Consider the following 24,045-nt stretch of genomic DNA (forward strand, 5'->3'; position numbering starts at 1 on the left):
CTGCAATTTGTCTACTCCAGGTGCAGCCGATTACAGGCGTCGTCCCTCATTAATTGCTACCTCAGTCTGGTTCGCTATGCCGATGACTTTCTGATCACCGGTTACTCGAAAGAGTTGCTGGAAGACGAGGTCAAGCCACTGGTCGGGGTCTTTCTGCAGGAGCGCGGACTGACGCTCTCTCCGGAAAGACCAGGATCACGCACGTCTTGCAAGGGTTCGATTTCTCGGGCATAACATTCGAAAATATCCGAACGGCAAGCTACTCATCAAGCCATCAAAACAGAATGTTCAAACGTTTCTAGTGACAGTGCGCTCAGTCATCAACGACAATGCATCGGCCGAACAGGTCACTCTCATCGGCCTGCTCAGCCCGATCATCGATGGCTGGTCGAACTGTCATCGATGCTTGGTCTCGAAACAATATATAGCGCAGTCGACGCTGCCATCTGGCAGGCGTTGTGAAAGTGGTGCTGCGGGCGGCATCCGTGCAAGGGCGCACGATGGATCAGAGCGCGATACTTCCATCGTGAAGGAACGCGGCACTGGGTATTGTCCGCGATACTGGTGAACTAACGGCAGAAGGGAACCCGGGACGAGGCTACGCAAAGCATCCGACGTCCCAATCCGGCAACATACGTAAATCCGTGGCGAAGCCAATCCCTTTGACCCGGCATGGAAACACTCCTTTGAACACCGCTATGGTTCGAAATGGTGAACACCCTGTCGGGCCGAGGACAGCTGATACGCCTCTGGTTGGACCAGGAACGGGCCTGCCGGCCAGCGGTCGGGCCCGGACAAGCCAAGCGGCCCGATCAGCGTATGCTGCTCGCCCAGCACGCCGATATGACGCATCCGGCTTTCAAGGAGGCACCGGCGCGCCGCCATCTGCATGGCAGCGTGCCTTACGGTCGTCTGCAGCATGAACTCCAGTATCGGCCACGATACAAGTCGTCCGATTTCGACATCCAACGTGTGATTCGGCATGGCTTCCCGGCGAACCATCATTCTCGTCTTTAAATGGACGCAAGCGTATCGAACACCGTCTGCCTGCGCCTTGATTTGGGTCAAGTAAGACATCAGGAACGCGTGGAGCGATCAGGCGACTAAATCGCATCGCCGCCCCCGGCTCTGCGCACTGGTTTGACCGAATCATGGTGCGAAAACACGCGGACGATTTCCATTCGGGGGATTCTGGGGGAGTCACGAACGGATTGGACAAGCGATGCGATTCATGAAACAACCGGACCTGTCCGCGTTGGAAGCCGCTTTCTTACCTCAGGCCGAAAGACTAGCGACCTTGCTCAATCCGGCGAAGTCGAGGATGCGGATTTCTCTACCGTTCACGGTGATGAGCCTCTGCCTCTGGAACCTCGACAATATGCGGCTGACCGTCTCCAGCTTCAACCCGAGAAAGCTGCCGGCCTCCTCGCGCGTCATTCGCAAGATGAATTCGGTCGGCGAATAGGCGCGTGCCCGCCAACGCCGCGAGAGATCCAGAAGAAACGACGCAACCCGCTCGTCGGCCGCCATCGTGCCGAGCAGCGTACTGACACCGCGTTGCCGCACGAGTTCCGCGCTGAGCATTCGGTAGACGTGACTCTGCACCGCTTTGACTTCCCGGCTCAGCCACTCGAGCAGATGGAACGGCATCACGCATACGCTGCTGTCTTCAAGGGCGATGGCGTCGCTTGCATAATGGCCAGTAGCGATGCCGTCCAAGCCCATCGGATCGCCGGCAACATAAAACCCAGTGACCTGGTCCCGCCCGTCCGGAAGCAGCGAGAGCTTCTTGAACGATCCCGTGCGAACCGCATAGACGTTGCAAAATGAATCGCCCGCGCGGTGCAATGCTTCGCCTTTTCTCACGTGGCGATAGCCGAGAACGAGGTCGTCCATTTGCCGGTCGCAGGCGAGCTCATCGGGGTTCACCGCGCAAAACGGACGCATCGTGCAGGTCTTGCATGACGTGCCACTCGAACCCATGGGCTTCGTCCGCGAAGCCGTTGTCGAAGGCCGAAACGTGTCGGTCTGTGGCGCGGTAAGGCGATTGTGCGCAATTGCCATGTGATTCTCCTTACTCAATCGATGTCCAAGTCTGTTTCACAAACCCGTCTTTGTCATCTCGAAATTGCGCGGCTAACTGTCGCACAACTGAATCGAGGCAAACCATGATCCAGATCAAGCAAAGCAGACCGATCCGTCGGGGCGACAAGTGTCCCCCGCGAGTTTTATCGTGTTCGGGCATCGGTTTGGGTGACCGGAAGCTGTCGCCGTCAAGCACGATGCGGTGGGCACCGTGGCGTAGACGGTCGAGCGTAGCGGCACGGAGGATGCGGTTGCCGGCGAATGCCTCGCCCCACTCGCTGACGTCAAGGTTAAATGCAGGGTCTATTTTTACGCGAAGTGTCAGCCCCATGGGGCCGTGAACGCGACAGATCTAACCCCTGTCTCCCCGCATAATGATAATGTCTTTCGTGGCCGATCGCCACTACAGGAGGACGTCATGTTGGCAACATACTTTGTTTCCCCACAGCGATTGCAAGAGCTCCGAGAAGGGCGCGGTGATGCTCTGCTGGAGCTCTTCTCGCAGGTTCTAAATGAGTCGGGCAGCGACAATTGTTTTGGCCGACCGGCCGTGCTGCTTGACGCTGTCTAGGCGCACCGCGGAATAGCTGCCGGAGTAGCCGTGGTTGCGCTTGAGGACACTGTGGATCGTCGTGCCCTGGACGTCGGACTCGAACCAGCGAGCAATCCGCTCGCGAAAGGGCTCGAGCGTCGACACGCAGATGCTGGGCAGGTGTGGTGTGCGGCCGAAGCGTCCGGCGATCACGGTGTCTTCCGGCAGCGGCTGCGCTGGATCGAGCCAGCCGAGCTCCAGGGCGACACCGCCTCACGGCGGGCCCATCAACCCGACGCGCGCGATGTCGCGGTCGGAATCGCCCTGCCGCATGCGGACAAGGACTTGGCGGTACTCAAACAATTCGAATCTCCGGTTGGCCATGGGCGCTCCACTCAGAAAAGAGCGAAGCGTACCCAGTTGGGGAAAGTTCGAACCGCGTTCTGCTACACAGCGCAGGTGGCGCCTATGCGCCGATCATCAAATGGCTCCTATACGGCGATCCGTGACACCATTCTGTTGGAGGATCTGCCCGGGTACGCCGCAACCGAAGGCCGTGCCGATCGATCTCGGGGTTCGGGGCGTCAATGCCTAAGTGTCATCAGTATAACTGATTAATCGCGGAAAACGGAAGACCCTGACCAGCACGCAGCGACGTTGGCTCAAGCGACGGCACGCGATCGAACCGGTCATCGGCCATGTGAAGGACGACCACGGCATGCGGCGTTGCTGGCTCAAAGGGCAAACCGGCGGTGCGCTACACGCGGTACTGTGTGCTGCCGGTTACAACCTGCGCTGGTTGCTGCGCGCCATCGTCCGTCTGGGCCTGGGGCCTGCATTTTTTATCCTCGCGGTGCTGCATTGGCTCGCCAATGTCACGCTGCAGCCGAGCGCTTGCTCGGCACAACCGCTTTCGATGGGCTGATTCCTGTTCGCCGACAGGCGCACCCTTGGTTGGCTCGCCACCGCAAACTGAATTTTGCAGGATCGACTATCTACCCGCACTATGTCTTTGATTCGTGGATAGAGCGATGGCGGCGTCACCGCGCGCAGCAGGGGCCCGGCTTGAGGTGGAGATACTGCCGCACATCAGCGCTCCCGTGAGAGTTATGGGGCCGAACGCTTGCAAGGCACTTCGGAGCGCAATTCAAGGCAACGACCAGATTGACACACGGCTTGCCGGTCGCGCCGAACCTGCTCGATCAGGCGTTTGCCGTCACTGCGCCGAATCAGGCTTGGTGTGGCGATATCCGTTATGTCGCCACAAAACCCTCGAAACCCAACAAAATCCATGCCGCAAAAACCTTGCTGAAAGATCCCATTTCCTAACTTGGGTGGATTGGTCTTCGCGTGGTCTCACGCGGAGGAACCATGCGTGACGCCTCCTGCAATATTATCTCCCGCATCCAATTGCTTGCCGGATCACTGTTGTGAAGGGCAGACCATTGGACGGCCTCGGTGAATGCGGGAAGCGGCAACGGAAGTTCGACGATCCGCAGAGGCGTCGTTTTTTCGAAATGCTTGACCAGCCTTAGGGGCATCGTCCCTATACGGTCAGTGTTTAATAGCATAGGCGCGATCATGCTAAAGCTCGGCACGATGACCTCGTCCCGTCTCTTGAGACCGTGCTCAAGCAAATACCATTCCTCGATGGAGGGCCGCCGCGTACGTCCGAACCTGACCACCACGTGCCCCATCGACATGTATCTCTCGAATGTAAGCTGCCCTGATAGCTGCTTGTTCGTGCGGCAGCCTACGCACACGAGTGTCTCCTCGAACAGCTTCGCTTTAGGGTGCGCGCTCGACATGAACATTTCCGGCAAGATAAGAAAATCGGCTTCGCCGCGCCGAATAACCTCGTCGGGGTCATCGGCAAGTGGCAGCAATTCGAAGCTGACGGCGGGAGCTTCCCGTGCAATACGCTCCACGATCTTTCGAAAAAATACGACTGCCATGAAATCGGAAAGGATGATCCTGAAGCGGCGATCCGATTTGGCTGGGTTGAAGACGTCCCGGGAAATAACGGAGAGCTGGATGTGCACCAGAGCCTCGCGGATTGGAGCAGCGAGCCCTTCTGCACGCGGTGTTGGGACAAATTCCCGGCCCCTCATCGTAAATAGTTCATCGCAAAAATAGGCGCGTAGCCGGGCGACGGCCGCGCTCATGGCCGGCTGGCTCAGGTTGATGCTGCGTGCCGCCGCGGTGAGATTACGCTCGGTCATCAGAGCATCGAGCGCGACGAGGAGATTCAGATCGAGGCCCTTGAAACGCATGATCCCAAGTTATCCATAATGTAGATGTGTTCCATCAAAACAATCGATTTTACGAATTGTACGGCATGGAGGATAGTGTTCCTGGTAGATCCATTTCAATTTCGCAAAACCTGCTGGCGCCTTCGTGGTGCCCGGGTAGTGGATGAAGTGTGTCGTAGAACTGAGCGAAGCCGAGGAAATGACGTTGCAGCAGTTGTCGATTAAGCACATGCATCGGGACACGCGCACGCGAGCGGCAGCCCTGTCGCTGCTCGGACACAGGACCAATTGCAAGCTCACCGCCGAGCAACTCCGCGTGAGCGGGCAGTCGGTCCGTGACTGGCTCACGCATGGCGCAACATCGGCGTGTATGGCCCGACGGGCGGCCATAACGGTGGGAACATGAAGCACCACTGGCGACGCTTCATCACCTGCACGAAGGAAACGCCGATGCCGAACTCGCTGAACTTTCTCGGCGGATACGGCACCAAATTTCAAGTCAATTTCTCGTGGACGCTCTCATGAATCCTCTAGCAAAACGTCGGGCCGGAGAAATAGAATTTAGGCATATCAAGACGGTTGTCGATCTTTGCCTTGACTCCGAGAAAAATCCTCAGGTGTACGTCGAGCATCCACCGAGGCACATGTCCAATGCGGCCACGGCCTTCGGCCGCATGGGCAAGCTGGATCGCGCCGACACGACGCGACAAGCGTCTGGCAGGTCGCGTAGGCACTTACTACCGGCAAACCTTCGCAAAGTTTTCCAAACCCTTCCTATATCGGCCGGTTACCTTCGTACAGTTGAGGCAACCCTCGACTTCGCCTTGGCTTCGCGTCGAATCGGGAGCAGCCGATTGCAGGTGCCAAATGCTTCAGCGACCCGGCCAAATGGATCTCGTGTCAATCGCGGTCAGATCGTGCGGAAGATGCGGGGGAAGTCTTTGGTAGATCTGGTACGAAAGGCACGCGCACTCGATGTAATCTCCATCGTGGATGAGGTTCGAACGGTCCGTGAAGCGTTGACGGAAATACTCTTTTCTTCGGGCTTCATCCCAGAACTGTTCCAGAGTGCAGATGATTTCTTGAAATCGAACCGCTTTCTCAGCAAGTCCTTCGCGTCCGTCAGGTCCGCCCTCAAAGGCCGGACGGCGCATAGGAGGCAGTCGTGAATTTGGCCGTGTCCACAGATAGAGGACCTCTCTCCATGCGCTCTCAGGTGCGGTGGAGGCTGGTTTGGGAAAATGAGTTGCGACTCGCCGACCACATCGAACTGTCCGAGTTCTTCCGAAAGTCCTACGGACCGACCGGGGCGTTTAATGCAAAACCATTCGAAGGCAATCACAGTTGGGCTGGTGCGAGGCCAGAGTTCCGTGCAATCGGCTACGACGCGCGCGGCGTAGCGGCTCATATCGGCGCACTGCGTCGTTTCATCAAGGTTGGCGCAGTCGATCTACTAGTGGCCGAACTAGGATTGTACGCGGTACGTCCGGATCTTGAGGGACTCGGAATCCCTCAATTAATGCGCGTGATGTATCCCGTGTTGCAGGAACTTGGCGTTCCATTTGGCTTCGGCACGGTTCGACACGCGTTGCGGCAACATATTGCAAGGCTGCTCGGCCGACCCGGTCTGGCGACTATTGTGTCTGGAGTTCGCGTGAGGTCGACCCTTCGAGAAGTGCATCTCGACACGCCGCCCACGCGCATCGAGGACGTACTCATTGTCGTCTTACCGATTGGACGGTCAATGAGCGATTGGCCGACCGGAACGATAATTGATCGGAACGGGCCAGAGCTGTGAGGCACTGCTTATCCGAAGCGCGCAGCGAGTGCGCTGACACCAACGGACGTCGCGACGTCTATTTGACGTTTGACGACGGCCCTGATCCACTTTGCACACCGGACGTCCTCGATGTGCTGGCGGAACACCGGGTGCCAGCGACTTTTTGCGTCATCGGTGCGTACGCAGCGGACCAGCCGAAGCTGATCCGACGGATGATCGCAGAAGGGCACGAGGTCGCAAACCACACGATGACTCATCCAGACCTGTCCAGATGCGAACCCACCGAAGTGCAACGGGAAATACTAACGGCAAGCAGGGTCATCAGGATGGCGAGCCCTCATGCTTCGCTGCGGTATATGCGTGCCCCGTATGGCATGTGGACCGAAGCAGTGTTCACTACGTCAGCGAGCGCTGGTCTGGCGCCCCTCCACTGGTCGGTAGACCCGCGAGACTGGTCTCGTCCCGGCGTGGACGCGATTGTCAGCGCAGTGCTGGACTCTGTCCGGCCGGGTGCAATTGTGCTCTTGCACGACGGATGCCCTCCCGATGAGTTGGGACGATGCACTCACGCTGGTCGGCGCGAGCAGACCCTCATGGCGCTTTCCCTCATGATTCCAGCATTGCATGACCGGGGGTTTGCAATCCGATCGCTTCCTCAACCTAACCGGACAAACCAGACACCCTATGAACATGCTTGCCGCAACTAGCACTGTCGCTGTCTCGTCTTATGCGCTCCGGCTCCTTTTGCTGCTAGATCAGTACGAGACGCAACTTTTTCGCGGGAAGCCGAGCGACTTCGGCGAGGACCGTCATCTCACGATTCTCATGCTGACGGCAGGTTATCGGACCGAGTACGTTCCGGACGCCATTGCGGCGACAGTCGTTCCGGACAGACTGGGGGCGTATCTGCGCCAACAACTGCGCTGGGCGCGCAGTACTTATCGGGACACGTTGCTTTCGCTGCGCCTGCTGCCCTGTCTAGATCGCTACCTTACGCTGGACGTGATCGGACAGAATCTGGGCTCGCTATTTCTCGCCTTCTCGCTTCTAGCGGGGCTCGCGCAGCTCGCATTGACAGCGACAGTGCCGTGGTGGACTGCCCTGATAATCGCATCATTGACCATGATCCGCTGTAGGGTGGCATCGGTTCGCGCTCGCCAGATTCGATTTCTTGGCTTTTCTCTTCACACACCCATTAACCTCTTTCTCTTGCTCCCCCTGAAAGCCTATGCGCTGCGTACATTAAGCAATAGTGATTGGCTGTCACGGAGCGCTGCTGCCAACGTACCATACGGAGGTGGAAACAGGCCGCCACCGGAAACCCGAAGACGGGACCGAACGCTACAGAATTTTCGGTATTGCGATGGCGCTTCGCAGAGCGGATCTTACGCGGTTCTTTGACGTTGGTGGTGGCATATGACGGCGTTTGCAGCGACGAGTGATCGTGCACGCCACTTATCTTAGATGCAATGAGACGATCGTGCTTTCCGTTTGAGAATCTAGCAGTTGGTTTCTAAAATCCCTTACCGACTAACGATTTGTGCATCCGTCGACTCCGTGAAAACTGGAGCTACTGAGCCCTACCGCAAGCAGCTCGGCACTCGCCCACCGCCAGATTTTGCACGGAGAGGAAGATTCCCCTGTGAAACGTTGCCGCGCGGCAAAGCGTTCGTACCGCATCCGCATATAAACGTCTCAATCTGATGCACCATTACCTTGGGGGCCTGCAGAAATATTCGAAGGACATCACCCTCTTTCTGGCGCCCCACATCAACTCCTACAGGCGATTCCAGTTCGGTACGTTCGCGCCGACCAAGGTCGCATGGAGCCAAGACAATCGGACGGTCGGTTTCCGCCTTTACGGCGAAGGCTCGGACGCCGTCCGCGTTGAGTGCCGTATTGGCGGTGCGGAGCTGAATGCGTATCCCGCTTTTGCGGCCCTGATCGCGGCGGGTCTTGCGGGCGTCGAACGAGAAGCTGGCATTGCCAGACCCGCTTGTCGGCGGCGCGTATCGGGATGCCGAGCTACCGGAAATTCCGAAAACGCTGCGGGACGCCACCGACATCGGTTCGACATTCTGTCCGCTAGCGGATGGAACCGATCGAGCCACCTCCAGCGCGGCCGCATTGTCCGGAACTTAACATTCGCGACACGAACAATCGGACGATGCACCGCCATAACCCGACATTGTGCCGGTCAACATCCCGCAAATTGTGCTCCGACTGTAGGTGCTCGCTTGGCACAACGCTTGCGATCCATCGCCGACAACTCAAGAGACCTGACATGCTCAATCCGATTATCAATGACACGACACTTCGTGACGGCGAGCAGACCGCCGGCGTCGCGTTTCGCACCGAGGAAAAATGCGCAATCGCCGCCGCACTGTCGCAAGCCGGCGTGGCTGAACTCGAAATCGGAATTCCTGCCATGGGCGAAGACGAAATGGCGTGCATCGCTGCAATCGTCGACCTGAACCTCGACGCCCGCCTGATGGTTTGGGGGCGCCTCACCGACGAGGATCTCACCGCGGCATTGCGCTGCGATGCCGATATCGTTCATCTCTCAGTTCCCGTTTCGGATATTCATTTGCAACACAAGCTGCGGCAGTCGCGCAGTTGGGTACTGGCGCAGATCGCACGCGTCGTCGACGAGGCAGCGAAAAACCATCCCAAGATTTCCCTCGGCATGGAAGACGCCTCGCGCGCGGATCCCTCATTTCTCATAGAAGTGGCTCAATGCGCGCAGCAGCACGGGGCCCAGCGCGTGCGCTTTGCCGACACTGTCGGTATCCTAGACCCCTTTAAGACCTTCTACGCCATTGCAGCGCTGCGCGTCGCCGTCGATCTGGAGATCGAAATCCATGCGCGTGACGACCTCGGGCTCGCCACAGCCAACACACTGGCCGCCCTTGGGGCCGGCGCGACACATGCGAGCACCACCGTCAACGGGTTGGGTGAGCGCGCCGGCAATGCAGCGCTGGAAGAAGTCGTGATGGGCGCGCGGCACCTGCTGCGACGAGACACTGGCGTCGACACCAGAGCGCTGCCCCACATTTCGTCGCTGGTCGAACAAGCCTCAGGCCGCGCAGTTTCCTTCAACAAGAGCATCATCGGTAGGAGCATCTTTACTCACGAGTCGGGCATTCACACCGACGGCCTCGCGAAGCACCCCACGACCTACGAGGGATTCGATCCAGCAGAGCTCGGCCGGCAACGGTCGACGATACTCGGGAAACATTCTGGATCTCAAAGTGTGCGTGAGGCCTACGACGCTCTAGGCGTGAGGGTGTCGGAGCGGCTCATCCCGCTCCTGCTTGCGCGCATCCGCTCTTTCGTCACGCAGTACAAGCAGGCGCCGAATGCAAGCGATCTGCGCCGCTTCCTGACCCAAGCCCACAGCACGCGGGTGAAGGTGTCGTGAGTGTGGTTATGGCGGCCAAACTTGTCCAATAGAAGTAACGACATGCAAGAAGTTATCGAACAACTGCGTCACCTGTCGTCGGCCGAGGATTTCCTGCGATTCTTCGACATCGCATTCGACGAGAAGGTGGTGAACGTGAGCCGCCTGCACATCCTCAAGCGCTTCTTTCAGAATATCGAGCAACAGAAAGAACTGCCGCGTAACAACGCGACGGCCCTGCTCGCCGTCTATCGATGCTTACTGCAGAAGGCCTACAACGAGTTCGTTGTCTCCACGCCCGCGGAACAAAAAGTCTTCAAAGCGTCCAGCCTGCGCGACGTGTCGCTGAAACTCGTGCACAAGATATTCGCTCGCCATCCGACATTGGAGGCGAACCTGTTGATGAAGAGGGCCCCTTGAACTCGCCCGCTGCCTCGGAAAAGAAGCCGGCCGCGCCGGTCAAACGAGCCGCCGGCCGTAACCTCGATCTGCCCGAAGATCTGAAAGCCTGCCAGGGCGCCTGGGTCTTTCTCGAGCACGACCGCGGCCACGTGCATAGCGTGTCATGGGAGCTGCTCGGTGAGGCACCCAGCCCGCCGACAAACTCGGCAGTCGTGTCGCTGTGGCCGTGCTCGGCGGTACCGACGTGCCGCTTGAGCAGTTTGCCAGTGAGGCGTTCAGTTTCGGCGGGGACAAAGCGTATGTGATTCAAGGCCCTGTGTCGCTCGGCTATCGCAACGAACCGTTCACGAAGGAGGGGCTGACCGACCCGGTCAACAAGTACCGCCCCGAGATTCTGCTGCTCGGTGCAACCTCGATGGCCCGCGATCTCGCCGGATCTGTCGCAACGACGCTCTTGACCGGCCTCACCGCCGACTGCACTGAGCTGAACATTGACCCGTAGTTGCCGCATTATGTGCACGGACCATCACAACCTCGAATGGGCGTGTCCGCGCGGCGGGCATCGCATCCAGTTCAGGTTCGCGTAGACAAACACATCCATCGTCACATCGGCTTCCGAGCGCCGCAAAAGCGGCCGGACGCCTCACCACTCACCATATCGGAGCAAATTGATGGATCTCATTACTGGTATCGAATCGACCGATCTCTTCGGCGGCAACGTTCCCTCCCCCGTGCTACAGCTGATCGAGAGAACCCGCGGCGGCAGCAATGACGATGTGGCCGCCGCGTTGTGGACTGCGGTCCTGTCGTACCCGCGCTGCCTGCCACCCTACTATCTGCTGTATAAGTTCCATGCGAACCGGGGTGAACTTGGCGAGGCGCAGGAGGTCGCGACCAAGGCTTTGGCGGTCGCCGCCCGGCAGGCGTCGCTCGACAGCGACTGGTGTGCGGTACAGCCGGGTGACACCGACTTCACCATTCCTGGTCCAGGCCGCTTCTGGCTCTTCACACTGAAGGCCCTCGCGTTCATCAGCGTGCGGCGCGGCGAGCGCGCCGTTGCACTGAAGCTGATCGCCAAGCTGCGCAGGCTAGACCCGATCGATTGCATAGGCTTGGACGTCGTGGAAGCCTTGCTCGCACAGTCCGGGTCCCGATAATCGCCGCCGGAAGATCAACTGACAGATTGACAATATGTCCCCGACTTGGCTATGGCAGAACTCCATTGCAGTTCGTGGCGATCGTTTCAGTAGTCAAAGCCGACGCTCACCGCACACTTCGCGCGGGCGCGCACGCCATGCCGTGGACGTTTTTTCAGCGAGCCGTGGAAACCGGTAGCCCAGCCGTGCCGATAATTCGGCGTACATCCGATAAAGAGACTGCGTCGCAAGCAGGGGTTGCGTTGCAACCGGAAACGCAAATCAAGGCAACAACCAGATTGACACACGGCTTGCCGGTCGCGCCGAACCTGCTCGATCAGGCGTTGGCCGTCACCGTGCCGAATGGGGGCTGCGTGACGCCTCCTGCAATATTATCTCCCGCATCCAATTGCTTGCCGGATCACTGTTGTGAAAGGCAGACCATTGGACGGCCTCGGTGAATGCGGGAAATGGCAGTGGAACTTCGACGATCCGCAGAGGCATCGTTTTTTCGAAGTGCTTGACCAGCCTTAAGGGCATCGTCCCTATACGGTCAGTGTTTAATAGCATAGGCGCGATCATGCTAAAGCTCGGCACGATGACCTCGTCCCGTCTCTTGAGACCGTGCTCAAGCAAATACCATTCCTCGATGGAGGGCTGCCGCGTACGCCCGAACCTGACCACCACGTGCCCCATCGACATGTATCTCTCGAATGTAAGCTGCCCTGATAGCTGCTTGTTCGTGCGGCAGCCTACGCACACGAGTGTCTCCTCGAACAGCTTCGCTTTAGGGTGCGCGCTCGACATGAACATTTCCGGCAAGATAAGAAAATCGGCTTCGCCGCGCCGAATAACCTCATCGGGGTCATCGGCAAGTGGCAGCAATTCGAAGCTGACGGCGGGAGCTTCCCGTGCAATACGCTCCACGATCTTTCGAAAAAATACGACTGCCATGAAATCGGAAAGGATGATCCTGAAGCGGCGATCCGATTTGGCTGGGTTGAAGACGTCCCGGGAAATAACGGAGAGCTGGATGTGCACCAGAGCCTCGCGGATTGGAGCAGCGAGCCCTTCTGCACGCGGTGTTGGGACAAATTCCCGGCCTCTCATCGTAAATAGTTCATCGCAAAAATAGGCGCGTAGCCGGGCGACGGCCGCGCTCATGGCCGGCTGGCTCAGGTTGATGCTGCGTGCCGCCGCGGTGAGATTACGCTCGGTCATCAGAGCATCGAGCGCGACGAGGAGATTCAGATCGAGGCCCTTGAAACGCATGATCCCAAGTTATCCATAATGTAGATGTGTTCCATCAAAACAATCGATTTTACGAATTGTACGGCATGGAGGATAGTGTTCCTGGTAGATCCATTTCAATTTCGCAAAACCTGCTGGCGCCTTCGTGGTGCCCGGGTAGTGGATGAAGTGTGTCGTAGAACTGAGCGAAGCCGAGGAAATGACGTTGCAGCAGTTGACGATCAATCACATGCATCGGCAGCCTTCTCGCGAACCCGCCGCATGTCTCGCAGAGATTGGGGATTTCCTCGGGGTTCCAGCGCTTCAGCTTTCTGGTCGCGCCATCCTTCAGCGCCAAGAAACGCAATCCCTGGACCAAACGGCACAGAATTTTCATGAATTGCGGCGAGATTCTTTGGGGCTGGTGACGTCTGACCGGTGTTCCCAGCGGCGAGCGATACCCTGCCTTGCTTAGGTGGTAGGGATTCGAGCCTTGCCAATAGGGCCTTCCTACCACGATGAAGGAGAGAGACATGCTGTGCTTAGGAGTGAGCGGCGGACTAGACAAAGTTCATGAAAATCCACTCGCACTGCCGAACACATTTCTGCACGACGGCGCTGCGGTGCTTGTCCGGGACGGACGCGTAATAGCGGCCGTCGAAGAGGAGCGCCTCAACCGGATCAAGCACTCTAACAAGTTCCCGAGCAGTTCAATTCAATACTGCCTCGCATCCGCAGGGATTCAGCTCAGCGATATCGACCGCATCGCGTTTTACGCTACCGAGGCCTATTGCAACGTTATGCTCGAACGCCTGTTCCTGTCCCAGCCGAACATCTCCGTTCCGGTGGATGCCAAGCTGTTTCTGCGTAACTTACTAATGCAAGAATTCGGTACCGAGATCGATCCTTCGCGAGTCTCATTCGTGAGTCACCATCTGGCGCATGCCGTGAGCGCGTTTGCGATGTCTGGATTCGAGCAAAGTCTGATCCTCGCGGTTGATGGCGGCGGTGATTTCCTCTCGGGGCTCTTGGCGCTCGGATCTGGAACCGAAATTACGCAACTCGCGACTTTCGCAGAGCATAATTCTCTAGGACTGTTTTATCTCGAAACAATCCGGTATCTCGGTTACGGCTTGTTCGACGAATACAAGGTCATGGGGCTTGCACCTTATGGGGATCCCGCTCCCTATCGCGGGCTCTTCGAGCAATTCTATCAACTGTCCGCCAACGGTGAGTACCGCGTCTACCTGGACCGCATCGGTCCGACGTTGCTCCGCAGCATCCAGGTCCGGCGAAAGGGAATGCCATTCACACAGCAGCATCGAGATGTGGGTGCTTCATTGCAGGAAGCGCTGGAGCGGATCGTGTTTCACATTCTCCGCCATCATCGGGAGGTCACCGGTATGAAGCGGCTGTGTATAGCCGGGGGAGTAGCTCATAACTGCACCATGAACGGTAAGCTGCTGTATTCGGGACTTTTCGAAGACATCTTCGTGCAGCCCGCAGCGCATGACGCCGGTTGCGCATTAGGCGCTGCCCTTATGATGTCAAACGACTTCGGTCGGCCCGCGCCGCGTGAGCGATTGCAGGAGGTTTATTGGGGGCCCGATCTGGGGAGCGATCTGGTCGTGGAGCAAGAATTGAATGCGTGGGCAGGACACCTCCACGTTGAACGCAGTGATGACGTGGCAGGCAGAGCAGCGGACTGGATGGCCAATGGCGCCGTGATCGGCTGGGTGCAGGGTCGTTCGGAGTTCGGGCCACGCGCGCTTGGCAACCGCAGCATTCTTGCCGATCCCAGGCCGGCCGCAAACAAGGACCGGATCAACGCCATGGTCAAAAAGCGTGAGGGTTACCGACCGTTCGCGCCATCAGTGCTCGAGGACGATGCGCGCGAATTTTTTGACCTCCCAGAGGGCACCCGCGAATTCCCTTTTATGAATTTTGTAGTTCGCGTGCGCGACTCCAAGCGTGCCTTCCTCGGCGCCATCACGCACATTGACGGTACAGCGCGGCTGCAAACAGTTTCGCGCAAGACCAATCCCGCCTACTGGGAGGTTATTAATGCGTTCAAGAAGCGGACAGGAATCCCAATTCTGCTCAATACTTCCTTTAATAACAACGCTGAGCCGATCGTAGATTCGGTTGCAGACGCGATTGCCACATTTCTGACGACAGAGCTGGATGGACTTGTGGTCGGGCCGTTCCTCGTCAAAAAGCGGCCCGCAACGCAGGAACATTGGACTGCGCTCGCGGTTTCACTGCCGCCCTATGCATCGCTCTATCGAGTCCGCGCTCACACAGCGCGGGATCGTCAGGAAACGGTGTGCGAAATTCGCACCGGCGGCTCCAACTGTGACAGTGTGCGTATTTCACATGAGTTGTTCGATCTGCTGATGCTGATCGAAGGCGAAGCCGTGCTCGGACATCTTCTCGATACGATTACGCCTGAGCAGACTCGACGTGAAGCCCTCGTTAAGGAGCTGCGCGGATTGTGGGAACAGCGTCGGGTTCGGCTACATCCCTCACGGGCGTTGTCACGGTAACGACGCTCTTCCAATGAGTGGCTGAAGATCTGAAACTAGGTAACAGTGCTCGCGAGCTATTTTTCTAGAACGTTAAACATAGCGTTTGGCCACCGTGCAGTTCTTGTACCAACACGCCGGTTTCCAACGGAGCACCAGTCCCGGCCCAAGGTCCGGACACTTGCAGCGGCGCACCATAAAGGTAGGCGGAATTGACACATCAAACGAACTTCGAATTGCTGAGTCGGGAATTGGACGCAGACGATCCATGGCGGCTCGACAGCAATCCCTTTGAGCACGAACGCCACAGGCAAATGCTTCGGATGGCACTTTCGCAGGGATCCGTCAAAAATGCGCTCGAAGTCGGATGCGCAGGCGGAGCCTTCACGGAAAAATTGGCACCGCACTGCCAACGGCTCACCGTGATCGATATCGTGCCACGCGCAATTGCTAGGACACGCGAACGGATGATGGACCCGCCGAACATCAATTGGATCGTCTCCGATGTCCAGCATTTTTCGACTGAGCAACAGTTCGATCTGGTCGTGGTGGCAGAGGTTCTCTATTACCTCGACGGCGGCGCCGAGGTGCGCGCCGCTGTCCGCAATTTAGCACGGATGCTTGCCCCCGGTGGACAGCTGGTTTTCGGATCGGCACGTGACGCCAATTGCCGGCGATGGGGCCACATTGCCGGAGCCGAGACGGTCATAGCCATCCTGGAAGAAGAGCTGGTTGAAATCAATCGTTTGAGCTGCGTCGGTCAGTCGTTGAATGAAGACTGTCTGCTCGCCTGTTTTCGAAACGCGGCTTCGCCTTCGTGTGGACCAACTTACCAGCGTTAGGCCGGGAGATATTATGCGCATTTGTGGGATCAAACTGACGCACGACGGTGCGATCGCCCTTGTTGAGGATGGAAAACTGGTTTTTTGCGTGGAGCAGGAAAAGCGAGACAACAATCCGCGGTATCAGGCGATCGACGACCTCGACGCGATCGTGATCGCGTTGGCCGAGCATGGTTTCCGTGCGCACGATATCGACCAGTTTGTCATCGACGGCTGGGACGGAGTAGTCGAGTCGCAGTTTCGCGTTCTCAGTGGGTCGATTCCCGTCAGCCTGAAAGGGGCTCCTTATGCCGAACGCCGAGCCGATGATCTTCTCGCTTCGCTCGACGGCTCCGGACTGCTTGTCGGCGGCCAGTCCTTTCCTTATAAAAGCTATCCTCACGTGTCAGGCCATGTGGCCTCCGCGTACTGCACCAGTCCCTTTGCCCAAAGCGGGCAACCTGCATTCTGTTTGGTGTGGGATGGTGGCATCGTCCCACGCCTCTATCATGTAGAACGCCACCACGCCCGCCATGTTGACTGCCTGTTCCCCGTGATAGGTCACATCTACGCTGCGGCGGGTCATCACTTTGGTCCTTATAAGAAGCCGGGCGGTGCCCGGTGGGATCTGGGTGTGGCCGGCAAGCTGATGGCTTACATCGCGCTGGGCTCCGTTGACGAAGAGATCGTTGAGGTATTTCGCGGGCTTTATCAGGCACGCTTTGCTGGCGACACGGAGTGTGCGCAAGCTTATCGCGAGAACATCCACAGCGCGGACGCGTCACTAGCGGCTGTAGGAGAGTTCTTCGAAGCAAGCGCGCTGCGACTAGAAGCCAAGCCGCCCGAAGACGTACTCGCCTCGTTCCATGTATTCCTCGAGCGTCTTCTCGTTCATGAAATGGGTATCGCGCTGCAGCGCCATTCGATTGCGGGCCCGAAAAATTTGTGCATCGCTGGCGGATGCGGACTCAATATCAAATGGAACAGCGCCCTGCGCGCGAGCGGTTTGTTCGACGCAATCTGGGTGCCGCCGTTTCCCAACGATAGCGGGTCTGCGATTGGCGCCGCTTGTTGCGCGCTGGCAGCCGAGAAGGGCTTCGTGCCGCTGGAGTGGTCGGTATATAGCGGACCGGCCTTAAAAGGTTGCCAAGTACCGCCCGGATGGACGGCGTCTACTTGCTCCATTGCAGAACTCGCCAGCATACTCGCCAGTAGCGAGCCCGTCATTTTCCTTGCCGGCCGGGCCGAGCTCGGACCACGAGCATTGGGGGGCAGAAGCATTCTGGCCGCCGCGACTTTGCCCACAATGAAGGATCATCTCAACGACATCAAGTTTCGAGAGCACTTCCGTCCCGTAGCGCCAATATGCCTTGAGGATCGTGCGCCGACCATTTTTAGCCCGGGGAGCCCTGATCCCTATATGTTGTTCGATCATCAGACGCGCGCGGAATGGCGAGAACAAATCCCTGCCGTCGTGCATCTAGACGGATCTGCCCGATTGCAGACCATTTCAAGAACTTCCGAGCATCCGGTGGCGCAACTTCTGGTCGAATACGAAAAACTGACGGGTATTCCGTTGCTCTGCAACACGAGCGCCAACTATCACGGACGAGGTTTCTTCCCGGACGCTGCTTCAGCCTGTGCGTGGGGACGCGTCGAACGTGTGTGGTGCGATGGTTTGTTACTGACCAGGACTGGTCTGTCGCCGTCAGTCGACGAAACAATTTTCGCTACGTCGCCGTTCGAAGATTGCTGACGTTGCAGCTCAGTGGTCAGTACGACGCGGTCAATCGTCCCGGCAGAGTTCGCTCTATCGCTACGGTCCGAAGACGATGAGCAGGCCGCCCTTGGCTCGATTTTCGCAAGCACTTATCCCGGGCGGAGATTGCTTATCGACCCGCTGAACTTCGATGCCATCCTCGGAAATTTTCAAGGTAGTTGTGGCCTCAAAGATTAGAGTTCAGACGGCCTTTCGCTCCTGCTTATCGCGCTGCGGAGTGCCTGGCAGGTTGTGAGTTCGATCCGGGTTCAGATGCACAGCACTTACGCGCTGTGCGCGTGCGGCCTTTCCATCGGAGCGGATTGCGTTGTCGGGCAGTCTCGTAGAGCGCCACGCGTCGATGCAGAATGTCCTGATCAAGGTTGGCATGACGCTGCGCCGGCCTCGGCGCAACACTCAAAGCACCTGTCAGTTAAACGGTGGCGGTCTGAGCAACCAACGTCGATCGGCAACAGCGTCTGAAGGTTCAGCGCGCCCGGACAGTAAGAGGGTCACCCCGAGGTGACCGTAGTTTGGGGCGCGCCCGTAGGGGGTGTTTCCAGCGCCTAGCGCATGTGATATGTGGTGCCCGGCCTGGTGCCGGCACGGATTGAAGTTGGTCCGGCCAACTGTCCGGACATCATGCACCCCGGCCTCACTCCTGTTGAGTTAATCGATTGATATGGAAAACATCAAATCATTTAATCGTCAGGTTGACCACCGCCGGCCAGCGGGTCGTCTGTTACGACCACAACGGTGGCCGGCGGTGGTCAACCTGACCCACTCTTCAATGGAGATAACTGACGGAAAATGGGACCGCGAAAGGGCTTGACTTCCAATGCCCCATAGAAGTCTTACTGTGTCATATAATTAGTTATGCAGTTTATTTCCGCACAGGAAGAGTGCCATCTTTGTATGAGGCGTAGTCCAAGCAGGATACACAACGTGGTAACGAAATCAGGAAAGTGGCGTTGTGTGCGCTGGACTGCCCCGTGGGATGTAATCCGGGGGAAGGACAGGCAGCGTGCGTTCAAGGAAGTTTTTTTATCGTTTGCATCTGATCCCATCCTGAGTCGCTGAGCCATCATAAACCCATACGCAGCGATACTCAGTGTGGCGTGGTGGTGAAAGCCACGCCAGCGTCGCCCTTCGCAATGACCGAGCCCGAACTCCTGTTTCCGGTCCTGATAGTCGCGCTCGATGCGCCAGCGCATCTTGGTCACGAGCACAAACTTCTCAAGCTTCGCCTCCTCTGGCGCCGGCTCAGATTGTTGCGTACTGGCCGGACAAACAGTAGCCCTCAAGGACCACCTGAGCGATCACTTAACCAAGAAGAGTTGACCTAGATTAAGGGTACACAGGGAGACCGCGGATAATATGAAGGAATACGATGGCGGATATCGACGTCCGTCACGCCAGTTCACCCAAATTACCGATGCGAACGCTGCAGTGCCTACGCCAACGGGGGAACCGATCCACAGATATCGGATGACAGCAAGCTCTATACATGAATGCTACTTCAAAGCGCGTGGAAACGATCTCAGTACATGCGAACGAGCGGCCGTCAAAAGTGGCGGAATGGGGCGGGAAGAGGCGCCCTTCTCTTGCCTGGATGGTGCTGCCCGCCCACCAACAAACCGCACTATCAATATCATGAGCATGCCAAATTACGACCTACCGAAAGACATAGCTAACCATCTGGTTGATCCGCAGTCCTATACCAACCTCAATCGTCTCCATGAAACCTATACTTGGGCGCGTGCAAACAACCCTGTCGGGCGCGCAATGGCGGATGGACATGATCGGTTCTGGGTGGTCACGAAACACGCCGACGTCTCCATGATTTCAAGAGAAAACGTCTTGTTTCACAACGGCGACTATTCTGTCGTCTGCAGGCCAAGAGCGTCGATCGAGCATGTCATTTCCACCACCGGTAGTCCAAACATCGTCCGATCGCTCGTGCACGTTGACGGCGACGAGCACAAGAGTCTACGTGCGCTGACACAGTCGTGGTTGATGCCGAACAGCATTCTCGAGCTTGACGACCGCATTCGATCGCTGGCAAATATGACGATCGCGAAGCTGTTGCTTCACAGCGGGCAAGTGATCGATTTTGCGAATGACTTTGCATTGCATTTCCCACTGAGCGTGATGATGGATATTCTCGGCGTTCCACAGCAAGATTCCCCGCGCATGTTGACGCTGACTCAGGAGATGTTTGGAAGCGAGGATGCCGAATACAAGCGCGAAGTGCAGCGCCAAGGCGATGCGAGCAGTGCGATGGGCAAGGCTCTCCTGTCCATTGTGGCCGACTTCAAGGATTATTTCGACCGCCTGACCGAAGACCGCCGGAAGAACCCACGTAACGATATCGCAAGCTTGCTGGCCAACGCGGTGATCAATGGACAGCCTATCGACGAGGCGACCCGTCTTGGCTATTACGTGATTATCGCTGCAGCAGGACATGATACGGTTTCGTCGTCCATATCGGTCGCGATGTGGGCGTTGAGCCGCTTCCCTGAGCTACTGCCGCGACTACAGGCGGATTGTTCGCTGATTCCGCAGTTTATCGACGAAACCCTTCGCTACGCATCGCCGGTGCGTCATTTCATGCGTACAGCGACTGCCGATACCAACGTCCGGGGTCGGACAATCCGCAAGGGCGATTGGCTGATGCTCTGCTATGGCTCGGCAAATCGTGACGAGCAAGTCTTCCCTGATCCGTTCGCATTCAATATCGACCGAAAACCGAACCGGCATCTCGCTTTCGGCGTCGGCGCCCACGTGTGCCTGGGTCAGCATCTCGCCAACATGGAAATGCGCATCTTCTTTGAGGAACTGGTCCCGAGGTTGCGGCTTATTGAGCCGGCGGGCGAAATCGAATTCGTTGCGTCCAGCTTCGTGAGCGGCCCGAAGCATCTTCCAGTTCGTTGCGTGGTGCATCCGCATTGAACCACCGAGCCTGTAGTTGGAGTGAACCCTTGAGGCTCGGCCTTCACTGCGGAACTCACCAGGCGCCTACGTACCGGTCCCGGCATAAGCCGCATATGAGCTCGGCCTTGACGATGAACCGAGCGTCCTCTTTCCGCACCTTTGCCTGCAGCGTGGGTTGTGGCGGGCGCGCAGCATGGTGATTTCGGCGAGAAGTACGTCAGCCAGTCGGAGGCAGCGCAGTGTAAGCGGCATTAAGCGCGCGGCTATAGCAATGACGGCGGCATCGCGCGCATCAATCTTGGCATTGCCATCGAGCAGGTCGGCAATGCGGCGCATAGCTAGGCTGGTAAGGATGCGACTATGACACCAAGGTCAGGAGCGACTGCTGCTGCAGCACGAGCGCGTGACACTTCATTGGGAAGCAGCATCGGCGTTCCAGGAGCGCTATCCGTCGCTCGCGGTCAGCCAGGAACTGTTCGAGATCGCATTTTTCGCGAACCTACCGTACGCGACTCGGTTCCAGCCCGTGGCAGGACCGCACTTCTCCACGCACGACGGTCCCGTTTCAAGAAGCCGTCGCAGCCGATAAAACGCTTTAGAACGAATGCCGCATGCCGATGCGGACATCGCTTTGCGTGCTCGACGTGGACGGCGTGAAGCTATAGCCAATCACCGCGTTCACACCATTCGATCCTTTCAGGTAGTCGCCCGACACATAGACATCGGTGCGCTTGGACAACAGGTAATGCAGCCCGAGCGAACCCTGGTTCCAGTGGGTACCTTCGTAGTATGTGTACTGGTAGCCGCCATACAAGGTGAGCGCCGGCGTGAAGTTATACGACGCGCCGCCTTCGCCTACGTGCATGTGTGACGACTGCCCAAAGCCCTTGATCGTGGTGTAGGTGTAGTTACCAAACAGCATCAAATACCCAATCCCGCACGACGAGCCAATGCCGAAGGTGGCCTGGCTATCGACATTAAAAGGGATGCTGCTGTACAGGTCGGTCACCGCGCCCGTCATAGGATTCACCGTTGCCACCGTCTGGCCGAGGAACGTCTTCGCGCCAATCATTGCGTACGGGTCGAATGCGTAGATGCCATTCGGATTGTTCAGGCGCGTGTACGCGGTGCCGACCGTGAAGTCGCCGTGCGCGTAGTGCGCGCCCAAGCTGTACGCGCTCTTCTCGTGGAAATCACCCGCGGTGTTGCCGAACGAATACATGCCGCCGAAGGTCAGGCCGCTAACATCGGGTGACATGTATTTGATCGAGTTCGGCAAGCGGTCGCCGTTCATGCGGTCGAAGTCGCCCTGGTGGATGGCATAACCGCTGCCGAACGACGAGATGTTGTAACCCTCCATGAACTCGTTCGTGATGTCGAGCTGGTTACCGAGCGACACCGTGCCCCACTGGTTCTGCAAGCCAACATACGCCTGCCGGCCGAATTCCGCACCGCCTTGGGCAAGCGTGCCGTTGCCAAGGTTGAAGCCGGACTCGAGCACGAAGACCGCCTTCAACCCGCCGCCCAGATCTTCCGTGCCCTTGAAGCCGAACCGGTTAGCATAAGAGACGCCGTCGTCGAACTTGACAACATGCGAACCACCCGCGTTGTTGACGTAGGTAATACCGCCATCGATGATGCCGTACAGCGTTACGCTGCTTTGCGCATGAACCATGGCAGGTGCGGATACCGCACCTGCGCTCAATGCTATGGCCGAAAGCTTTACGGCATTTCGCTTCTTCATCGTTTTCTCCCTGATACCCGCTTTGCACGTTTTGTTGGACGAAGCGAGTTCCGCGCTGCTCCGGCGATGAGTCGACCGCTTGGGTCAACGTCGCGCAACGCTTCCCGCTTGAGTTTTATTGCAGAGACTGGCGTAGTACTGTGATCTGTTGCCTGTGAAACCTGTGAAGCCGGTGCGTGCGAAGGACGCTTCCCATGCAAACACCCGCCTTGCAAAAGTAAGATTCGAAAAGAGCACCCGTCACCTTCGATCGGGCCACTTGAACTAGAAAGCCGACAACATTAGCTCGATATCTCGCCAAAGATCGAGCGGGCTTTCCAATCCGACGCTGAATCGCAGATACATTGAAGTGGAACCACTTGTTCCGAAGCTACGCTGACCATCGAGCGACATCGGTGCAACGAGGCTTCGAGTCCCTCCCCATGAAGCGCCGATTGCGAACAGTTCAAGACGGCCCAGTGCCCGGTCGACAAGCGCCGTGTCGTGCACCTGCAGTTGGACCGAAAATACGCCGGTACTCCCTTGAAAATCCCGTTTCCAGAACTCGTGCCCGGGAGATTTGGGAAGCGCCGGGTGAATCACGCGGGCGATTCCGGGACGATCCTTCAAGCGCTGTGCGAATGCTAGGGCAGTCGACCCGACATGAGCCAAGCGCAATGACATGGTTTCAATTCCGCGCAGCGCTAGAGAGCAATCATCGGGCGATACACCTACGCCCAAATTGGCGAGCTGTTCCTTCACTTGCAGATAAAGATCCATCGATGCAAAGCTCAACGCACCCAGCAACAGATCGGAATGTCCGCCGACATACTTGGTCAACGCTTCAGCTACGACGTCGACGCCGAGCGAAATCGGTTTGCAAAAAAGCGACGTTGCCCATGTGTTGTCGCAGCCGGTCAACACGCCATTTTCCTTTGCGATGCTTACGATCGCGCGGGTGTCACAGACTTCCATTGTTGTTGAACCGGGAGCTTCGATCCAAATCAACTTCGTCCGTCCGATTCTGATCGAGCTACGGAGCGACTGCAGGTTCATCGGATCGTAGATGTCGACCGCGACACCGTAGCGTTGGAGGACCTCTTGCGAAAACTGCTTCACCGGTGGATAGACGTTGTCGGGAATCAGGACGTGATCGCCTTGCGACAATAGCGTCAACATGAGGGCCGATACAGCAGCTTGCCCTGACGGAACAAGAACGGACCGCACGCCGCCCGCCAGTCGAGTCAGTTGTTCCTCGAGTGAACGCGTCGTCGGCGTCCCCATCAACCCATAACTGTATCCGTCCGGAAACCGAAGGGAACGATCACGATAACTTTGCGCGTTTGGGAATACGATCGTGGACGCCCGATACACGGGCGTCGAAAAGCTCTGAAATCCCTCGGTGCTCGCGCCCGCCCTATGAACGCACATAGTCGATTGTTCAAAAACATGATCTGCCATTTGCG

The 24,045-nt window shown here is 57.6% G+C and carries 21 protein-coding genes and 8 pseudogenes; 18 read left to right on the forward strand and 11 right to left on the reverse strand.

Going from position 1 to position 24,045, the window contains the following annotated elements; genetic code table 11:
- The first annotated feature begins 307 nt into the window (after positions 1 to 307).
- Positions 308 to 568: a group II intron maturase-specific domain-containing protein gene (locus BJG93_RS36490; RefSeq protein ID WP_162162767.1), complete on the forward strand. Its 261-nt coding sequence runs from the start codon at positions 308 to 310 to the stop codon at positions 566 to 568.
- Positions 569 to 696: 128 nt separating this feature from the next.
- On the opposite strand, the gene BJG93_RS23550 is transcribed toward BJG93_RS36490, so the two are convergent.
- The 4 genes and pseudogenes from BJG93_RS23550 to BJG93_RS23565 all read right to left on the reverse strand — a co-directional run bounded on the left by BJG93_RS23550 (position 697) and on the right by BJG93_RS23565 (position 2,830).
- The gene (locus tag BJG93_RS23550) at positions 697 to 1,077 is read right to left on the reverse strand and encodes a CBS domain-containing protein (RefSeq protein WP_027193775.1); all 381 of its coding nucleotides are present in this window, start codon (positions 1,075 to 1,077) and stop codon (positions 697 to 699) included.
- A 198-nt stretch (positions 1,078 to 1,275) separates the two neighbouring features.
- Positions 1,276 to 2,064: a helix-turn-helix domain-containing protein gene (locus BJG93_RS23555; RefSeq protein ID WP_231337507.1), complete on the reverse strand. Its 789-nt coding sequence runs from the start codon at positions 2,062 to 2,064 to the stop codon at positions 1,276 to 1,278.
- A gap of 169 nt (positions 2,065 to 2,233) precedes the next feature.
- Positions 2,234 to 2,377: pseudogene (locus tag BJG93_RS23560) on the reverse strand (ATP-binding protein); the annotation flags it as partial.
- A 216-nt stretch (positions 2,378 to 2,593) separates the two neighbouring features.
- Positions 2,594 to 2,830 carry a hypothetical protein gene (locus BJG93_RS23565; protein WP_027193778.1) on the reverse strand — a complete coding sequence of 79 codons (237 nt, stop codon included), beginning with the start codon at positions 2,828 to 2,830 and terminating at the stop codon, positions 2,594 to 2,596.
- A gap of 397 nt (positions 2,831 to 3,227) precedes the next feature.
- On the opposite strand from BJG93_RS23565, the pseudogene BJG93_RS23570 reads away from it, so the two are divergent.
- A pseudogene (locus BJG93_RS23570) lies at positions 3,228 to 3,542 on the forward strand (transposase); the annotation flags it as partial.
- A 218-nt stretch (positions 3,543 to 3,760) separates the two neighbouring features.
- A pseudogene (locus tag BJG93_RS23575) lies at positions 3,761 to 3,886 on the forward strand (IS3-like element ISBvi4 family transposase); the annotation flags it as partial.
- 56 nt (positions 3,887 to 3,942) lie between these two features.
- Here the strand turns inward: BJG93_RS23575 and BJG93_RS23580 are convergent.
- Positions 3,943 to 4,890, reverse strand: coding sequence for a LysR family transcriptional regulator (locus BJG93_RS23580; RefSeq protein WP_027193780.1), 948 nt, complete (start codon positions 4,888 to 4,890; stop codon positions 3,943 to 3,945).
- Between the two features lie 381 nt (positions 4,891 to 5,271).
- Here BJG93_RS23580 and BJG93_RS36115 point away from each other — a divergent pair, with 381 nt between their 5' ends.
- The 11 genes and pseudogenes from BJG93_RS36115 to BJG93_RS23630 form a co-directional block, all read left to right on the forward strand.
- On the forward strand, positions 5,272 to 5,394 hold the full coding sequence (locus tag BJG93_RS36115; protein WP_018423232.1) for a hypothetical protein: 123 nt from the start codon (positions 5,272 to 5,274) through the stop codon (positions 5,392 to 5,394).
- Positions 5,391 to 6,038 carry a response regulator gene (locus BJG93_RS23585; protein WP_154677404.1) on the forward strand — a complete coding sequence of 216 codons (648 nt, stop codon included), beginning with the start codon at positions 5,391 to 5,393 and terminating at the stop codon, positions 6,036 to 6,038. Before BJG93_RS36115 ends, BJG93_RS23585 begins: the two co-directional genes overlap by 4 nt.
- Positions 6,035 to 6,667 (forward strand): NodA family N-acyltransferase, encoded by a 633-nt coding sequence (locus BJG93_RS23590; RefSeq protein ID WP_027193781.1) that lies wholly within the window; start codon positions 6,035 to 6,037, stop codon positions 6,665 to 6,667. Before BJG93_RS23585 ends, BJG93_RS23590 begins: the two co-directional genes overlap by 4 nt.
- Positions 6,664 to 7,356 (forward strand): chitooligosaccharide deacetylase NodB, encoded by a 693-nt coding sequence (nodB, locus tag BJG93_RS23595; protein WP_082194575.1) that lies wholly within the window; start codon positions 6,664 to 6,666, stop codon positions 7,354 to 7,356. The genes BJG93_RS23590 and nodB overlap by 4 nt, the downstream gene beginning before the upstream one ends.
- On the forward strand, positions 7,334 to 8,050 hold the full coding sequence (locus tag BJG93_RS23600; RefSeq protein WP_231337508.1) for a glycosyltransferase family 2 protein: 717 nt from the start codon (positions 7,334 to 7,336) through the stop codon (positions 8,048 to 8,050). Before nodB ends, BJG93_RS23600 begins: the two co-directional genes overlap by 23 nt.
- Before the next feature lie 302 nt (positions 8,051 to 8,352).
- A pseudogene (locus BJG93_RS23605) lies at positions 8,353 to 8,580 on the forward strand (glutamine synthetase); the annotation flags it as partial.
- A gap of 353 nt (positions 8,581 to 8,933) precedes the next feature.
- Positions 8,934 to 10,070 (forward strand): homocitrate synthase, encoded by a 1,137-nt coding sequence (gene nifV, locus BJG93_RS23610; RefSeq protein WP_071336593.1) that lies wholly within the window; start codon positions 8,934 to 8,936, stop codon positions 10,068 to 10,070.
- 42 nt (positions 10,071 to 10,112) lie between these two features.
- Complete coding sequence (nifW, locus tag BJG93_RS23615) at positions 10,113 to 10,469, forward strand: nitrogenase-stabilizing/protective protein NifW (protein WP_167544159.1); 357 nt, start codon at positions 10,113 to 10,115, stop codon at positions 10,467 to 10,469.
- Positions 10,466 to 10,950: pseudogene (locus BJG93_RS23620) on the forward strand (electron transfer flavoprotein subunit alpha/FixB family protein); the annotation flags it as partial. The gene nifW and the pseudogene BJG93_RS23620, both read left to right, overlap by 4 nt.
- 172 nt (positions 10,951 to 11,122) lie before the next feature.
- A complete protein-coding gene (locus tag BJG93_RS23625) occupies positions 11,123 to 11,608 on the forward strand; it encodes a hypothetical protein (RefSeq protein ID WP_027193789.1) in 486 nt (161 codons plus the stop codon).
- Between the two features lie 198 nt (positions 11,609 to 11,806).
- A pseudogene (locus BJG93_RS23630) lies at positions 11,807 to 11,952 on the forward strand (IS3-like element ISBvi4 family transposase); the annotation flags it as partial.
- Here the strand turns inward: BJG93_RS23630 and BJG93_RS23635 are convergent.
- A complete protein-coding gene (locus tag BJG93_RS23635; RefSeq protein ID WP_071336594.1) occupies positions 11,939 to 12,859 on the reverse strand; it encodes a LysR family transcriptional regulator in 921 nt (306 codons plus the stop codon). The pseudogene BJG93_RS23630 and the gene BJG93_RS23635 sit on opposite strands and share 14 nt — an antisense overlap.
- 49 nt (positions 12,860 to 12,908) lie before the next feature.
- The gene (locus BJG93_RS36120) at positions 12,909 to 13,352 is read right to left on the reverse strand and encodes a hypothetical protein (RefSeq protein WP_154677405.1); all 444 of its coding nucleotides are present in this window, start codon (positions 13,350 to 13,352) and stop codon (positions 12,909 to 12,911) included.
- Here BJG93_RS36120 and BJG93_RS23645 point away from each other — a divergent pair.
- The 3 genes from BJG93_RS23645 to nodU all read left to right on the forward strand — a co-directional run bounded on the left by BJG93_RS23645 (position 13,351) and on the right by nodU (position 17,919).
- A complete protein-coding gene (locus BJG93_RS23645) occupies positions 13,351 to 15,363 on the forward strand; it encodes a carbamoyltransferase family protein (RefSeq protein ID WP_071336679.1) in 2,013 nt (670 codons plus the stop codon). The genes BJG93_RS36120 and BJG93_RS23645 overlap by 2 nt on opposite strands.
- Positions 15,364 to 15,554: 191 nt before the next feature.
- Positions 15,555 to 16,184, forward strand: coding sequence for a nodulation methyltransferase NodS (gene nodS / locus BJG93_RS23650; RefSeq protein WP_027193788.1), 630 nt, complete (start codon positions 15,555 to 15,557; stop codon positions 16,182 to 16,184).
- Positions 16,162 to 17,919 carry a nodulation protein NodU gene (gene nodU, locus BJG93_RS23655; protein ID WP_269217461.1) on the forward strand — a complete coding sequence of 586 codons (1,758 nt, stop codon included), beginning with the start codon at positions 16,162 to 16,164 and terminating at the stop codon, positions 17,917 to 17,919. The genes nodS and nodU overlap by 23 nt, the downstream gene beginning before the upstream one ends.
- Before the next feature lie 960 nt (positions 17,920 to 18,879).
- Here nodU and BJG93_RS23660 read toward each other — a convergent pair.
- Positions 18,880 to 19,178 (reverse strand): annotated as a pseudogene (locus BJG93_RS23660) (transposase); the annotation flags it as partial.
- A gap of 397 nt (positions 19,179 to 19,575) precedes the next feature.
- Between BJG93_RS23660 and BJG93_RS23665 the strand changes: the two are divergent.
- Positions 19,576 to 20,874 (forward strand): cytochrome P450, encoded by a 1,299-nt coding sequence (locus tag BJG93_RS23665; RefSeq protein ID WP_027193792.1) that lies wholly within the window; start codon positions 19,576 to 19,578, stop codon positions 20,872 to 20,874.
- A 171-nt stretch (positions 20,875 to 21,045) separates the two neighbouring features.
- Here BJG93_RS23665 and BJG93_RS23670 read toward each other — a convergent pair.
- From BJG93_RS23670 to BJG93_RS23680, 3 genes and pseudogenes are all read right to left on the reverse strand, one after another.
- Positions 21,046 to 21,242 (reverse strand): annotated as a pseudogene (locus tag BJG93_RS23670) (IS110 family transposase); the annotation flags it as partial.
- Between the two features lie 209 nt (positions 21,243 to 21,451).
- Positions 21,452 to 22,600: a porin gene (locus tag BJG93_RS23675; protein ID WP_027193793.1), complete on the reverse strand. Its 1,149-nt coding sequence runs from the start codon at positions 22,598 to 22,600 to the stop codon at positions 21,452 to 21,454.
- Positions 22,601 to 22,864: 264 nt separating this feature from the next.
- Positions 22,865 to 24,040, reverse strand: a complete 1,176-nt coding sequence (locus tag BJG93_RS23680) for a trans-sulfuration enzyme family protein (RefSeq protein WP_202904049.1) — start codon at positions 24,038 to 24,040, stop codon at positions 22,865 to 22,867.
- Positions 24,041 to 24,045 lie beyond the last annotated feature (5 nt).

The sequence above is a fragment of the Paraburkholderia sprentiae WSM5005 genome (assembly GCF_001865575.2).
GTDB lineage: Bacteria > Pseudomonadota > Gammaproteobacteria > Burkholderiales > Burkholderiaceae > Paraburkholderia > Paraburkholderia sprentiae.

Bases quoted from the DNA above. Each gene is read 5' to 3' on its own strand.
- BJG93_RS23550 (WP_027193775.1), bottom strand. From the start codon at position 1,077: ATGTCTTACTTGACCCAAATCAAGGCGCAGGCAGACGGTGTTCGATAC.
- BJG93_RS23555 (WP_231337507.1), bottom strand. From the start codon at position 2,064: ATGGCAATTGCGCACAATCGCCTTACCGCGCCACAGACCGACACGTTT.
- BJG93_RS23580 (WP_027193780.1), bottom strand. From the start codon at position 4,890: ATGCGTTTCAAGGGCCTCGATCTGAATCTCCTCGTCGCGCTCGATGCT.
- BJG93_RS36115 (WP_018423232.1), top strand. From the start codon at position 5,272: ATGAAGCACCACTGGCGACGCTTCATCACCTGCACGAAGGAAACGCCG.
- BJG93_RS23585 (WP_154677404.1), top strand. From the start codon at position 5,391: ATGAATCCTCTAGCAAAACGTCGGGCCGGAGAAATAGAATTTAGGCAT.
- BJG93_RS23600 (WP_231337508.1), top strand. From the start codon at position 7,334: ATGAACATGCTTGCCGCAACTAGCACTGTCGCTGTCTCGTCTTATGCG.
- nifV (WP_071336593.1), top strand. From the start codon at position 8,934: ATGCTCAATCCGATTATCAATGACACGACACTTCGTGACGGCGAGCAG.
- nifW (WP_167544159.1), top strand. From the start codon at position 10,113: ATGCAAGAAGTTATCGAACAACTGCGTCACCTGTCGTCGGCCGAGGAT.
- BJG93_RS23625 (WP_027193789.1), top strand. From the start codon at position 11,123: ATGGATCTCATTACTGGTATCGAATCGACCGATCTCTTCGGCGGCAAC.
- BJG93_RS23635 (WP_071336594.1), bottom strand. From the start codon at position 12,859: ATGCGTTTCAAGGGCCTCGATCTGAATCTCCTCGTCGCGCTCGATGCT.
- BJG93_RS23645 (WP_071336679.1), top strand. From the start codon at position 13,351: ATGCTGTGCTTAGGAGTGAGCGGCGGACTAGACAAAGTTCATGAAAAT.
- BJG93_RS36120 (WP_154677405.1), bottom strand. From the start codon at position 13,352: ATGTCTCTCTCCTTCATCGTGGTAGGAAGGCCCTATTGGCAAGGCTCG.
- BJG93_RS23665 (WP_027193792.1), top strand. From the start codon at position 19,576: ATGAGCATGCCAAATTACGACCTACCGAAAGACATAGCTAACCATCTG.
- BJG93_RS23675 (WP_027193793.1), bottom strand. From the start codon at position 22,600: ATGAAGAAGCGAAATGCCGTAAAGCTTTCGGCCATAGCATTGAGCGCA.
- BJG93_RS23680 (WP_202904049.1), bottom strand. From the start codon at position 24,040: ATGGCAGATCATGTTTTTGAACAATCGACTATGTGCGTTCATAGGGCG.